Annotated in this window: 10 protein-coding genes; all 10 read left to right on the top strand. The window is 69.7% G+C overall.

Annotated elements, in window-relative coordinates:
- Positions 1–78: 78 nt before the first annotated feature.
- The 10 genes from NA4_RS18330 (at position 79) to NA4_RS18285 (ending at position 13675) form a co-directional block, all read left to right on the top strand.
- A complete protein-coding gene (locus NA4_RS18330) occupies positions 79–2916 on the top strand; it encodes a helix-turn-helix transcriptional regulator (RefSeq protein ID WP_084497205.1) in 2838 nt (945 codons plus the stop codon).
- A gap of 58 nt (positions 2917–2974) precedes the next feature.
- Positions 2975–4771: an acyl-CoA dehydrogenase gene (locus NA4_RS18325; RefSeq protein WP_067471062.1), complete on the top strand. Its 1797-nt coding sequence runs from the start codon at positions 2975–2977 to the stop codon at positions 4769–4771.
- Positions 4772–4817: 46 nt separating this feature from the next.
- Positions 4818–5429 carry a QsdR family transcriptional regulator gene (locus NA4_RS18320; RefSeq protein ID WP_157129110.1) on the top strand — a complete coding sequence of 204 codons (612 nt, stop codon included), beginning with the start codon at positions 4818–4820 and terminating at the stop codon, positions 5427–5429.
- A complete protein-coding gene (locus tag NA4_RS18315) occupies positions 5426–6430 on the top strand; it encodes a 1-aminocyclopropane-1-carboxylate deaminase/D-cysteine desulfhydrase (RefSeq protein WP_067471058.1) in 1005 nt (334 codons plus the stop codon). The genes NA4_RS18320 and NA4_RS18315 overlap by 4 nt, the downstream gene beginning before the upstream one ends.
- Before the next feature lie 501 nt (positions 6431–6931).
- Positions 6932–7687, top strand: a complete 756-nt coding sequence (locus NA4_RS18310; RefSeq protein WP_067471090.1) for a GntR family transcriptional regulator — start codon at positions 6932–6934, stop codon at positions 7685–7687.
- Complete coding sequence (locus tag NA4_RS18305; RefSeq protein ID WP_039797742.1) at positions 7688–7915, top strand: 4Fe-4S dicluster domain-containing protein; 228 nt, start codon at positions 7688–7690, stop codon at positions 7913–7915.
- 12 nt (positions 7916–7927) lie between these two features.
- Positions 7928–9352, top strand: a complete 1425-nt coding sequence (locus NA4_RS18300; RefSeq protein WP_067471056.1) for an ABC transporter substrate-binding protein — start codon at positions 7928–7930, stop codon at positions 9350–9352.
- Positions 9349–10203, top strand: coding sequence for an ABC transporter permease (locus NA4_RS18295; protein ID WP_067471054.1), 855 nt, complete (start codon positions 9349–9351; stop codon positions 10201–10203). Before NA4_RS18300 ends, NA4_RS18295 begins: the two co-directional genes overlap by 4 nt.
- Positions 10200–10940 carry an ABC transporter ATP-binding protein gene (locus tag NA4_RS18290; protein ID WP_067471053.1) on the top strand — a complete coding sequence of 247 codons (741 nt, stop codon included), beginning with the start codon at positions 10200–10202 and terminating at the stop codon, positions 10938–10940. The genes NA4_RS18295 and NA4_RS18290 overlap by 4 nt, the downstream gene beginning before the upstream one ends.
- The gene (locus NA4_RS18285; RefSeq protein ID WP_067471051.1) at positions 10937–13675 is read left to right on the top strand and encodes a fumarate reductase/succinate dehydrogenase flavoprotein subunit; all 2739 of its coding nucleotides are present in this window, start codon (positions 10937–10939) and stop codon (positions 13673–13675) included. The genes NA4_RS18290 and NA4_RS18285 overlap by 4 nt, the downstream gene beginning before the upstream one ends.
- The last annotated feature ends 54 nt before the right edge of the window (positions 13676–13729 follow it).

The following is a 13729-nucleotide window of genomic DNA, read 5'->3' as shown; positions in this document are numbered from 1 at the left end:
GTTATTTTGCCCTCGGATGTCTCTTTACCCGGCGGGGTTCTTCACCTTCGCACTTGGCAGCGACCGCAAGCTCCGGGCATGATCGCGCCCGTGGTGAGCCTTCCCGTATGCGGTGCCTTCGTCGGGCGGGCCGCCGAAGTCGCGGCATTGCAGGACGCCTACCGGGACCCGGCGGTGCGTACCGTGCTGGTCGCGGGCGAGGCGGGCATCGGCAAGTCGCGGCTGGTCGCGGAGTTCACGACGCGGGTCGGCGCGCAGACGGTGGTGTTGTGCGGACGTTGTCCGGAGTTCGGCGCCAAGGGCGTGCCCTTCGCGCCGTTCGTCGCGGTCATGCGAGCGCTGTTGCGAGACCAGGGGGTGGACGGGCTCGCGGCCCTGCTTCCGGTGGCCCAGCCCGCGCTGGCGCGCTGGCTTCCCGAGTTGGCCGCGCGGTCGGGAGCGGCGGAGACCGACACCGATCGGATCCGGTTGTTCGGTGAGATCCTGACCGTGCTGGAACAGCTGGCTTCGGTCCGGCCCGTCGTGGTGGTCCTGGAGGACCTGCACTGGGCCGATGACGCCAGCCTCGAGCTGCTCGCCTTCCTGGTGGCCAACCTCGCTCAGCGGGATCTGCTGCTGGTCGGCACCTATCGGCCCGCCGATTCCGAACCACTGCGCAGGCTGGTCGCCGGATGGCGCCGCGACCCAGGGGTCCGGCTGCTGACTCCGGCGCCGCTGACCAAGCACGAAGTGGGCCGGCAGCTGGCCGCGCTGCTGGGCCGCGAGCCGGAACCAGGAACGATCGCACGAGTCTTCGAGCGCAGCAAGGGAATTCCGTTGTTCGTCGAGGCGCTCGGTCCCGCACCCGAGGACACGCCCGCCGACCTGTCGGAGCTGTTGCTCGGGTACCTCGCCGACCTGCCCGACCACACCGGTTCGGTATTGCGGCTCGCGGCGGTGGCCGGGTCACCGATTCGCCACACGCTGCTCGAGCGTGCCGGCGACATCGGCGAGGACGCGCTCACCGCCGCCCTGCACCAGTTGGTCGACCACCAACTCCTGGTTGCCACCGACACCGGCTACGAGTTCCGGCACATTCTCATTCGCGACGCCGTCTACGACGATCTGCTGCCAGTCCAACGGAAACGACTGCACACCAAGATTTCCCAGGTGCTCGCCGCCGACCGGGCCGAGTTCCCCTCCGGCGAGCTGGCCTATCATGCGTACGCGGCGAGCGACCTACCGCTGGCGCTCGAAGCCGCGTGGTACGCCGCGTCGGATGCGGAAAGCGCTGGTGCACATGGCGATCAGGTACACCACTTGGATCGGGTGCTCGAATTGTGGGACCGGACGCCGGAAGCCGCGAGCCGGGTGGACGCCGATCGGCTCGGTGTGCTGGAAGCGGTCGTGGCGGCATGCCATCGCGGCGGCGTCATCGAGCGCGGCATCGCGGCCGCCGACGAGGCGCTGGCGGCCATCGATGCGACGGTCGAACCGGAGCGCGCCGCGCGGCTGCACCACTATCGGGCCGGATTGCGCAATCAGAGCAGCAGCGGCGGGGATGACGACCTGCTCGCCGCGCTGGCGCTGCTTCCCGCGGACCAGCCGGCGGTACTGCGTGGCGAGGTGCTCGCGGAACTCGCCGCCGCGCGGGTGTTCAGCGGCGACGCGGCCGCCGCCGAAAGAGATGCGCGTGCCGCCGTCGACGTGGCCGAACAGCTGGACGAGTGGGCACTGGCCGCGCGCGCGTATGCATATCTCGGGCTGGCCACTGCAGACCGCCCCGAGATAGCCATGGCACATTTCGAACGGGCGCATGCCGCCGCGACAGCCGCGGATGATCCACGAACGCTGTTGACGGTGGTGCTGTGGGAGTCGGCACTGCTCATCGCGGCGGGTGCGAACGAGGCGGCCATCGCCGCCATCCAGCAGGGGCTGCGCGCCGCGCACGAGACCTACCGTTTCGTCGAGACCGGACCGATTCTGCTGGTCAAATGGGCCCAGGCGCTCACCGCGCTGGGCCGCTGGAACGAGGCGCTGGATCTCATCGACGAATGGCTGACCGAACGGCTGCCGCCGCTGAGCACCGCCGCACTCCTGCTGTGTCACGCCAAGATCATGCTGGCGCGTGGTGACGCGGACGCCGCGCAGACCAGCACCAAGACCGCGCAGCCCTTGCTCGGCGACCGCCGATGGGCCAGGCAATACCAGATCCAGCTGCACACCGTGCAAACCGAGATCGCGCATGCGACGGGCAACCCGCAGCGCGCCGCTGAGATCGGCGCCGTGACCCTGACCGCCGACGATCTCACCGCGCATCATCACGAGGCGTGGGCGCTGGCCGCCGCGGTAGCGCGAACCCGCTGCGCGACAATGGTTCTCGACTCCGTCACGGAAAGGCTACCGGTGACCACGGCGGTCGACGCCGCCCACCGGGACACCTGCCGCGCCGTGCGCAGTGGCCGTCCCGCAGATTGGTCGGCGGCGGCGTCTTCCTGGACAGCACTGCGCCAGCCGTACGAGCTGGCACGCAGCCTGCTCGAATCCGGCGAAGCCGAACTGGCCACAGGCGATCGCGCGGCGGCGCGCACCGCATTGCGCACGGTCCTGGAGCTGGCCGGCGAATTGCAGGCGCCGCCGCTGCGCGAGCACGCCGAGCAGCTGGCCGACCGCGCCGGGATCGTTCTCGATGGCCCCGGGGACCAGCCGCCGGTCACGCAGCGACCGAGCACCGGGGGGCTGACGCCCAGGGAACTCGACGTGCTGCGGCTGGTGGCCACGGGCGCGAGCAATCGCCAGATCGCGGCCGAGCTGTTCATCAGCGCCAACACCGCGGGCGTGCACGTCTCGCGCATCCTCGGCAAGCTCGGCGCGGCCACCCGGACCGAGGCAGCCGCGATCGCGCGGGACCGCGGACTGCTCGTTGCCGACAGCTGACGGTCCAGCTACGGTCCTAAGATACACTGGCTCGAACATGTCTCGAAAGGACGGGCTGATGCGGTCGACCTTGTTGTCCCGGCGCGATCTGGATTTCCTGCTCTACGAGTGGCTCGACGCGGAGGGGCTGACCAAGCGCGAGCGGTACGCCGAGCACTCGCGGGAGACCTTCGACGCTGTGCTCGAGCTCAGCGAGCAGCTGGCCACCAAGTACTTCGCGCCGCACAACAAACTCAACGACGCCAACGAACCGACCTTCGACGGCGAACGCGTGACCATCATCCCCGAGGTCGGCCGCGCACTGGAGGCCTTCGCCAAGGCCGGGTTGCCCTCGGCGGCAATGGATTACGAACTCGGCGGCGCGCAACTGCCCGCCACCGTTGCGCAGGCGAGCTACGCCTGGTTCCAGGCGGCCAACCCGGGCACCGCGGGCTATCCGTTCCTCACCGTGGCCAACGCGAATCTGCTCGTCTCCCATGCCGATGGGCAACTCGTGGAGCGGTTTGTCCTTCCGATGCTCGCGGGCCGGTTCTTCGGCACCATGTGCCTGTCGGAGCCGCAGGCCGGTTCGTCGCTGGCCGACATCGTCACCCGCGCCGAGCCGCAGGACGACGGCACGTACCGGCTGTTCGGCACGAAGATGTGGATCTCCGGCGGCGATCACGAACTCGGCGAGAACATCGTGCACCTCGTGCTGGCGAAGATCCCCGGCGGACCGGCGGGCACCAAGGGGATCTCGCTGTTCGTGGTGCCGCGCTTCCTGGTCGGCGACGACGGCGCGATCGGCGAGCGCAATGACGTCGCGCTGGCCGGGCTCAACCACAAGATGGGCTTCCGCGGCACGGTCAACACCGTGCTGAACTTCGGCGAGGGCCGCTGGACTCCCGGCGGCGTATCCGGCGCCGTCGGCTACCTGGTCGGCGAACCGCATCGCGGGCTGACCTACATGTTCCACATGATGAACGAGGCGCGGATCGGCGTCGGCCTGGTCGCCGCCGCGCTCGGCTACACCGGTTACCTCGAGTCGCTCGACTACGCCCGCACCCGTACCCAGGGCCGGGCCAAACTGCCCGCCGACCCGGCCGCGCCGCAGCGCCCGATCATCGAGCACGCCGACGTGAAGCGAATGCTGCTGGCGCAGAAGGCTTATGCCGAAGGCGGACTGGCGTTGGTGCTGTACTGCGCCCGGCTGGTCGACGACCAGCGCACCGCCGAGTCCGAGGAGGACCGCCGCGCGGTTACCTTGCTGCTGGACATCCTGACCCCGATCGCCAAGAGCTGGCCCTCGCAGTGGTGCCTGGAGGCCAACAGCCTCGCCATCCAGGTGCTCGGCGGCTACGGCTACACCCGTGAGTACAACGTCGAGCAGCACTACCGGGACAACCGGCTCAACCCGATCCACGAAGGCACCCACGGCATCCAGGGCTTGGATCTGCTCGGCCGGAAGGTGACCCAGCAGGGCGGCGCCGGACTGCTCGCCCTGGGCGCGCGGGTCGAGGCGACCATCGCCGCGGCCCGCACGGCGGGTGGCGATGCGGCCGAGCTCGCCGCCCAGCTGGATACGGCGTGGCGGCGGCTGGTGGAGGTGACCGCCGGACTGTTCGCCTCCGGCGACATCGAAGCCGCGCTGGCCAACAGCTCGGTGTACCTGGAGGCGTTCGGGCACATCGTGCTGGCGTGGATCTGGCTCGAGCAGTTCCTCGCCACTGGGGACCGTCCCGGCGACTTCTACGATGGCAAGCGGCACGCGGCTCGTTTCTTCTATCATTTCGAGTTACCCAAGACCGCACCCGCGATGGATCTGCTCTCCCGCCTGGACCGGACTACGCTGCAGATGCAGGATGCCTGGTTCTGAGCATGATCTGTTTCGATACACGTTCTAAACGATGTATCATTTTTCGATGATCGATTCCAGTCAGCGGACCACCCGCCCTCCCGGCCGGCCGGCCTCCGCGACCAGGGAACAGGTCATCGAGCACGCCCGCAAGGCGTTCCTGGCCGGTGAGCGCGTGGACATCCAGGCGATCGCCGGGCAACTCGGACTCAGCCGCGCCTCGATCTACCGCTGGTTCGGCTCCCGCGACGGCGTGCTCGGCGCGGTACTGGCCGGGGAGTTCGAGGCCCTGCTCAGCCGCGCCGACGCCCGCCGCCGCTCCACCGGCGCCCGGCGCATCCTGGATGTGCTCTACCGGGTCAACCGCTGGATGACCGACAACGAACCGTTCCGCCGCTACTTCGAGAACGAGCCGCTGTCCGGGCTGCGCATCCTCACCACGAGCGACGGACCGGTGCAACCGCTGATCGTCGGCATCGTCCAGGGGCTGATCACCCGTGCCACCGAGGAGGACGGCTACCGCCCGCCACTCGAACCCGCGCTGCTCGCCTACGCGCTGGTCCGGCTCGGCGAAGCGTTCCTGTACAACGACAATGTCGCGGGCATCCGCGGCGATATCGATCGCCTGCACGAGGTGCAGGCGGCGCTGCTGGGCATCCCTGAGGCGATCAAACCATGACCGGGGCGCTCCTGCATGAGCATTTTCCCGAGGTGACCGACACTTTGCCGTTTCTCCGGCTCGGCACCGCGCCGACCCCGGTGCGCCGGTATGACCTCGGCACCACAGCCGAGTTGTGGTGCAAAGACGAGAGCGGATACGGCGACGGCGGCTGGGGCGGCAACAAAGTGCGCAAGCTGGAGTGGCTGCTGCCCGAGGCGCGGCGCCGCGGCGCGCGCACCATCCTCACCGTCGGCGGCACCGGCACCAACTGGGGTCTCGCCACGGCCTTGTACGGCCGCGCCCACGGCATCGATACCGCTCTCGCCCTGGTCGACCAGCCGGTCGACGACCATGTCCGCGCGCAGCTGCGGCGACTGGAGAACTCCGGGGCCACACTGCATTTCACACACAGCAAGCTGCGCACGATACTCGCCGCGCCGTGGCTGTATCTGCGCCACCTGCGTGGCGGAACGCGCCCGTATTTCCTGCCCGCAGGCGGCTCGTCGCCGGTCGGCGCCCTGGGTTACGTCGAGGCGGCGTATGAACTCGCGGCCCAGATCGCCGCGGGCGAACTCCCCGAGCCCACGCACATCGTCACCGCCGTCGGGTCCGGCGGCACCGCGGCCGGTCTCGCACTGGGGCTGCGACTGGCCGGGTTGCGCACGCGCGTTGTCGGCGTCGTCGTGAACGACACGCTGCCCCTCGACGCCGCGCACATCGTCCGCCTCGCCGAGCGCACCGAAAACCTGCTTCGGTCCCGCGGAGCCCGCTTCGCCCCGACCGGACTACGGCCAGACGACGTCACGATGACCACCGAGTGGCTCGGCCCCGGCTACGGCCACACGACCCCCGCCGCGCGAGATGCCGAACAGCGAGCAGCTGCGGTCGGACTGCGATTGGAGACCGTCTACACCGCCAAGGCATTGGCCGCGCTGCTCGAGCTGGACGCCACGAACGCCTTCGGCGCCGGCCCCGTGCTCTTCCTCGACACCTACGGTCCGCGCCCAGCGGCGCACTGAAGGGACGAGCGAAACCAGCGGCACCGGGCAGCAGCGACGCTGCTCCTATCCCCTGCCTGTCGCTGGAACTCGGCCCGACACCGGAAGCTGTGGGGACGTTGTCGTGCCCGCAGTAGTCCCACCCGCCGCACGATCTCGACGGCGGGATGACGTACGCGCACGGCAGCACGAACCGCCGCACGACGGGAGTGGTCCGCGCCTTCCGACCCGAGGCCGATCGTGCCCGGGTCGGCGCGGTGCAGAAAACCTACGATCCGTCTCCGTAGATCAACCGGTCACGCCGCACACCACGTGGAATTCGGATCCGCGTGATCGGAATTCGCTCGCCGTCGCGAGGGTGGCGGATTGCTCGCGCCGCCGTGCATAGTGCCAGGTCGGGACGGGGCCGCCCCGGCGCAATAGCCTCCCCTGATTCTCCGGCGGTTCGACGCGGACCCAGGGGTGCCCCGCACCGCACTATCGTCGCTATCCGTGCAGGTCAGCGATAGAAAGGCGGAGGCTGTGGCGGCGGAACCCACACCCGTGCGGCAGTTGCGCGCCGATCAGGCGCGGCGGGTGGCCGACATCCTGCGCCACCAACTGCACGCGGGCGCGTTCGACAGCACGCTGCCGAGCGAGCAGGAGCTCGCCGCCGAGTACGCTGCCTCGCGCAACACCGTCCGCGATGCCTTGGCGCTGTTGAAGGACGAGGGCCTGATCGACCGCGCACCCAAGGTCGGCACCCGGGTGGCCACCCGCAAATACGACCACGGGCTGGACGCGCTGCTCGGTTTGCAGGAGACCTTCAAAGGCCACGGCACCGTGCGCAACGAGGTGCGCGCCGCAATGCACGTCACCGCGCCGCCCGCCGTGGCGCGCCGCCTCGGACTCGCACCGGGCGAACGCGTGGTCTACCTGGAACGGCTGCGCTACCTCGCGGATCTGCCGCTGAGCCTCGATCTCACCTATCTGGCGCCCGACATCGGCACCGAGGTCCTCGGCCACGACCTGGTGCACACCGACGTGTTCGTGCTGCTGGAACGCATCAGCGGCCACTGCCTGGGTTCGGCCGATCTGGCCCTCGAGGCCGTGCCCGCCGACCCGCACACCGCCTCGACCCTCGACGTCCCCGGCGGCGCGCCGCTGCTGATGCTGGAACGGCTGACCCGGTTCGATGACGGCCGCCCGGTCGATCTGGAGTACATCCGCATGCGCGGCGACCGAATCACCATGCGCGGCAGCCTGACCCGCAGCATCCCCGAATGGAAGGTCCGCTAGATGGCACTCGTGAATCAACGCGCCGACATCCCCGTCACCATCGACGAGTCGCTCTGCATCCAGGGGTGCACGCTGTGCGTCGAGATCTGCCCGCTGGACTCGCTGGCCATCAACCCTGAGAACGGCAAGGCCTTCATGCACGTGGACGAGTGCTGGTACTGCGGTCCCTGCGCGGCCCGCTGCCCCACCGGCGCCGTCACCGTCAATATGCCCTACCTGCTCCGCTGATCTGGAAGACCGATGAAAGCAAAACTCGCCCCCGCCCTGCTCGCCGCCGCGCTCGCGCTGACCGGATGCTCCCTGGAGAAGACCGACGCAACCCCCGCCGGCACCGTCAAGGTGGTCATCGGCTACCAGTCCAAGACCATCAATACCGTCACCGCGGGGACTCTGCTACGCGCGCAGGGTTATCTGGAGCAGCGGTTACAGAAGATCACCGCCAACGGCGGCGCGAAATACCAGGTCGAGTGGCAGGACTACGACACAGGGGCGCCGATCACCGCGCAGATGGTGGCCGAGAAGATCGACATCGGCTCGATGGGCGATTACCCGCTGCTGATCAACGGCTCCCGCACCCAGGCCAACGAGCGCGCGAAGACCGAACTCGTGTCGGTCACGGGGTACAACCCGAAGGGAGCGCTGAACATGGTCGTGGTGCCGAATGATTCGGCCGCGACCGGAATCACCGATCTGGCTGGGCAGAAGATCTCCGCCAGCGTCGGTTCGGCCGGACACGGCACGCTGGTGCAGGCGCTGTCCCGGGCCGGTATCGACCCGGCCAAGGGCGTGGAGGTGCTCAACCAGCAACCGCAGGTCGGCGCGACCGCGCTGGAATCCCATCAAGTGAGCGCGCTGTCGCAGTTCGTCGCGTGGCCCGGTCTGCTCGTCTTCCAGAACAAGGCCAAGCTGCTCTACGACGGTGCCGAACTCGGCGTGCCGACCTTCCACGGCGTGGTCGCCCGGCGCACGTACGCCGCCGAGCACCCCGAAGTGCTCCAGGCGTTCCTCGCCGCGCAGCTCGACGCCACCCAGTTCCTGCGCGACAAGCCGTTCGAAGCGGCCGAGATCGTCGCCGACGGCTCCGGCCTGCCGCAGGAGGTGGTGTACCTCTACAACGGTCCCGGCGGAACGAGTTTCGACACCACCCTCGAGCCGAGCCTGATCGCAGCGCTGAAAGGTGATGTGGCGTACCTGAAGTCGATCGGAGACTTCGCCGATCTCGATATCGACCGGTTCGTCGAGGACGCCCCACTGCGCGAAGCGTTCGCCGAGACCGGCCGCGACTACGACCGCGAACTGGCCGACAAAGCCAACCCCACACGGGTCACCGGCACCGATCCCGTCTGCGGCACCGCCGCGCAGAACCCCGCGCTGGCCGGGGAGCTGTGGCTCGACGGTGCGGACAAGCCGCAATCGGCGACCGACCCGACCTGCCTGCTGCGCGCGATCCAGGCCGCGAAGGCGCAGGGCACGACGATCCGTGCCGCCTACGTCCCGGACGCCGAGCTCGGCACGCGCTGGTTCGCCGACAAGGCGGTGTGGCTGCGCGACGGCGCCACCTACCTGCCCTTCACCACGGCCGCCGCGGCGCAGCGCTACCGCCGGTCGCACCCGTCGGCCACACCGGTCGGTTATGACCAGGCCGTCACGGAAGTACGCGGATGACAAGCGAACTCGCCGCCCCCTCGGCGCGGGTCAGCACGTCGGCGCCTGCCGCGACCCGGTCGGCCCCGACGCCGCCCTCGGTGTGGCGCTCGCGCCTGCTGCGAGTCGTGTCGGTCGCCGTCGCGGTCGGCGTGTGGCAGCTGCTCACGATCAACAACGTGCGGGCGGGCCTGCGCTTCGACACGCTGCCCACCGTCACCGAGATCATCGCCGAATTCGGCACGCAGCTGCGCGCCGACCAGTACTACCTGGATATCGCCCAGTCGCTGCTGCGGATCGGCACCGGCTTCGGGCTGGCCGCGGTGGCCGGCGTGATCGCGGGCATCGGCCTCGGCCGGTCCCGGCTGCTCGCAGGCACCCTCGGCCCGCTCGCCGAACTGGTGCGGCCGATTCCGGCGATCGCGCTGGTCCCGGTCGCGATCCTGCTGTTCCCCAGCGACGAATCCGGCATCGTGTTCATCACTTTCACCGCGTCGCTGTTCCCGGTGCTGGTCAGCACACGGCACGCGGTGCGCGCGCTGCCGACCATCTGGGAGGACGCGCTGCGCACGCTCGGCGCGTCCCGGCTGGACGTGCTGGCGCGCGTGGTGTTCCCCGGCATCCTGCCCGGCGTATTCAGCGGCCTGTCGGTCGGCGTCGGCGTGGCGTGGATCTGCTTGATCTCCGCGGAGATGATCTCCGGGCGGCTCGGCGTCGGCTACCGGACCTGGCAGGCGTACACCATCGTGGACTACCCGGCGGTGTTCGTCGGCATGATCACCATCGGCGTCCTCGGTTTCGCGACGTCGGCGCTGGTCGAGCTGGCCGGCCGGCGCATCACCCGCTGGCTGCCCAGGGAGGTCGAGGCATGACCACAGTGATCGAAGCACCGGCGTCGACCGGCATGCGATTGAGCCTCGACGGCGTCCGGATCGCCTACGGCGGCGAACCCGTGCTCGACGGGCTCGACCTGACCATCGCGCCGGGGGAAATCCTCGTGGTGGTCGGCAAATCCGGCTGCGGCAAGTCGACGCTGCTGCGCGCCCTCGCCGGACTGCGCGCACCGGAGGGCGGCGCGATCCTGGCCGACGGCGCCGCCGTCACCGGACCCGCCGCTGACCGCGCCCTGGTGTTCCAGGACGACGCGCTGCTGCCGTGGCGCACCGCGCGGCAGAACATCGAACTCGCGCTGCGCCTGCGCGGAACCTCCCGCGCCGAACGCCGGACCACAGCACTGCGCTGGGTGCACGAGGTCGGGCTCACCGGGTATGCCGACTATCTGCCCCGCGACCTGTCCGGCGGCATGCGCCAGCGGGTCCAGCTGGCGCGCAGCCTGGCGGCCGCACCGCGCGCCGTACTGATGGACGAGCCGTTCGGCGCACTGGACACGCAAACGCGGGAGACCATGCAGCGCCTGCTGATCGACACCTGGCGCACCCATCCCACCACCGTCGTCTTCGTCACCCACGACCTCGACGAGGCGCTGCTGCTCGGCGACCGGATCGCCGTGCTCGGCGGCGGCACCCTGCGCACGCTGGTGCGAGTGCCAAGCCCACGCGAGGCGATCGACCGGTCCGCGACGAAGGCCGAGATCCTGGAGAAACTGTGAACATTCCGCCGCTGCCGGAACGGATCCGGCTGGACTGCGACGTGCTCGTCATCGGCGGCGGCACCGCGGGCACCATGGCCGCGCTCACCGCCGCGGAGCAGGGCGCGAACGTGCTGCTGCTGGAGAAGGCGCACGTGCGGCACTCCGGTGCGCTGGCCATGGGCATGGACGGGGTGAACAACGCCGTCATTCCCGGCAAGGCCGAACCGGAGGACTACGTCGCCGAGATCACCAGGGCCAACGACGGAATCGTCGACCAGCGCACCGTGTACCAGACCGCGACCCGCGGCTTCGCCATGGTGCAGCGACTGGAACGCTACGGGGTGAAATTCGAGAAGGACGAGTACGGCGAGTACGCGGTGCGCCGGGTACACCGCTCCGGTTCGTACGTCCTGCCGATGCCCGAGGGCAAGGACGTCAAGAAGGCGCTGTATCGAGTGCTGCGGCAACGCACTATGCGCGAGAAGATCCGCATCGAGAACCGGCTCATGCCCGTGCGTGTGCTCACCGACAGCGGACGCGCGGTCGGCGCCGCCGCACTGCACACGCGCACCGGCGAATTCGTGGCCGTCGGCGCGAAGGCGGTGATCCTGGCCACCGGCCCCTGCGGCAGGCTCGGGCTGCCCGCCAGCGGATATCTGTACGGCACCTACGAGAATCCGACGAACGCGGGCGACGGATACTCGATGGCCTACCATGCGGGCGCCGAGCTCAGCGGCATCGAATGCTTCCAGATCAATCCGCTGATCAAGGACTACAACGGCCCGGCTTGCGCCTATGTCGCCAACCCGTTCGGCGGCTACCAGGTCAACGCCGAGGGCGAACGCTTCGTCGACTCCGACTACTGGTCCGGACAGATGATGGCGGAAGTGAAGCGCGAGATCGAGTCCGCGCGCGGACCCATCTACCTCAAGGTCTCCCACCTGCCCGACGAGACGCTGAGCACGCTCGAAGGCATCCTGCACACGACCGAGCGCCCGACCCGCGGTGCCTTCCACGCCAACCGCGGCCACGACTACCGCACCCACGATATCGAGATGCACATCTCCGAAATCGGCTTGTGCGGCGGGCACTCCGCCTCCGGCGTGTGGGTCGACGAGCACGCGCGCACCACGGTGCCCGGCTTGTACGCGGCAGGCGATCTGGCGTGCGTGCCGCACAACTACATGATCGGCGCGTTCGTCTTCGGCGATCTGGCGGGTGCGCACGCCGCGTCGACGCTCGATGAGGTCGCGGCGCCGGTTGAGCTGCCCGAAGACCAACTGGCCGCGGCACACGAGCTGATCTACCGCCCGCTGCGTCATCCGGACGGGCCGCCGCAGCCGCAGGTCGAATACAAACTGCGCCGCTTCGTCAACGACTATGTGGCGCCACCCAAAACCGCCACCAAACTGGCGATCGCGGTGGAAACCTTCGAGCGGATGCGCGGTGAGATCGAGGGCATCGGCGCACGCACCCCGCACGAGCTGATGCGCGCGGTCGAAGTGTCGTTCATCCGCGACTGCGCGGAAATGGCCGCCCGCAGCTCCCTGACCAGGACCGAATCCCGTTGGGGCCTCTACCACGAGCGCGCCGACCTTCCCGGACGCGACGATGTCGAATGGCGATACCACCTCAACCTCCGCAAGAACCCGGACGGAACCATGGCATTCCTCAAGCGGCCGGTGGCCCCATACCTGGTTCCGGTGCCCGGACTCGACGACCTGCCCTCCGCCGATAGCGCGGCGGTGCCGCTGCACCAGCCGCAACCGGCCGCGGGCCGTACGCCGCATACCGGCGTCGCCGCTGAGCACGGCACCGGAGCCGGGAAGCAACCAACCACTCCCCCGTCACCCCGCATCGTCGCGTTGCTCGCGCTCGACGAGCCGACCGTGCCGCAGCTGTCGACCTATCTGACCGATCCGGACGCGGGCGTGCGGGCGGCGGCGATCTCGGTGCTTACCGAGCACACACCGGACGGCTTCCCGGCCGCCCTGATCGACGCGCTCGACGACGAGGCGGCCTCGGTCCGGCGCGCGGCCGCGGCGAGCCTGCGCGAACTGGTGGAGGTCTTGCCCTCGGCGGCCGGGCTGTCCGACCGGCTCGGCTCGCCCGACCCGGTCGTTCGCGCCACCGTGATCGATCTGCTGCGCGCGCTTCGGGCGGGAGCGGCACCGCAGTACCGCGCCGCGCGCACGGACGTGGATCACCGGGTGCGCATCGAGGCGGTCCGCGCCTTGGTCTCGCTGGACGACCGCGACGGCGTCACCGCCCTCGCCGACGACGACAATCGCGAGGTGCGCATCGCGGTCGCCCAAGCGCTCGCCGCGATCGGCGACGGCGGCGCCGAAGTGATTCGCAGTTTGGCCGGCGACCAGGACCCGCTGGTGCGCGCCGCCGCACTCACCGCGTTCGCGCAACTCGGCGCCGAGTCCGACGACGTCACCATGCTGGAGGCGGCGCTGCGCCATACGGCCTGGCAGATCCGGGTGGGCGCGGCGCGCGGACTCGCTGCGGCCGACCCTGATCTCGCGGTACCGATCCTGGCTGCGGCACTGGGCGACCCGCATCTGGACGTGCGCAAGGCTGCGGTCTTGTCGCTGGCTGGGTGGCCGGACCTGCCCGCCGCGCACGACGCGCTGCGCGGCGCGATCGACGACACCGACGCCGATGTCCGCGCGTATGCCCGGCGGGCGCTGGCCATCCAGCCCACCGCCGAAGGGAAGCTGGTTGCCGCAGCTCGAATCGCTGATTAGATTAGCGGCTCGACCGTTGCCGATCCGCTAGCCGAGTCATGACCGGGGCGGCGA

This window comes from Nocardia amamiensis NBRC 102102, from assembly GCF_001612745.1.
In the GTDB taxonomy this organism is placed as follows: Bacteria; Actinomycetota; Actinomycetes; order Mycobacteriales; family Mycobacteriaceae; genus Nocardia; species Nocardia amamiensis.
Note: the sequence above shows the minus strand (reverse complement) of the source record. Positions and strands in the feature narration are given on the sequence as shown.

Bases quoted from the DNA above. Each gene is read 5' to 3' on its own strand.
- NA4_RS18320 (WP_157129110.1), top strand. From the start codon at position 4,818: ATGATCGATTCCAGTCAGCGGACCACCCGCCCTCCCGGCCGGCCGGCC.
- NA4_RS18330 (WP_084497205.1), top strand. From the start codon at position 79: ATGATCGCGCCCGTGGTGAGCCTTCCCGTATGCGGTGCCTTCGTCGGG.
- NA4_RS18305 (WP_039797742.1), top strand. From the start codon at position 7,688: ATGGCACTCGTGAATCAACGCGCCGACATCCCCGTCACCATCGACGAG.
- NA4_RS18295 (WP_067471054.1), top strand. From the start codon at position 9,349: ATGACAAGCGAACTCGCCGCCCCCTCGGCGCGGGTCAGCACGTCGGCG.
- NA4_RS18315 (WP_067471058.1), top strand. From the start codon at position 5,426: ATGACCGGGGCGCTCCTGCATGAGCATTTTCCCGAGGTGACCGACACT.
- NA4_RS18300 (WP_067471056.1), top strand. From the start codon at position 7,928: ATGAAAGCAAAACTCGCCCCCGCCCTGCTCGCCGCCGCGCTCGCGCTG.
- NA4_RS18325 (WP_067471062.1), top strand. From the start codon at position 2,975: ATGCGGTCGACCTTGTTGTCCCGGCGCGATCTGGATTTCCTGCTCTAC.
- NA4_RS18290 (WP_067471053.1), top strand. From the start codon at position 10,200: ATGACCACAGTGATCGAAGCACCGGCGTCGACCGGCATGCGATTGAGC.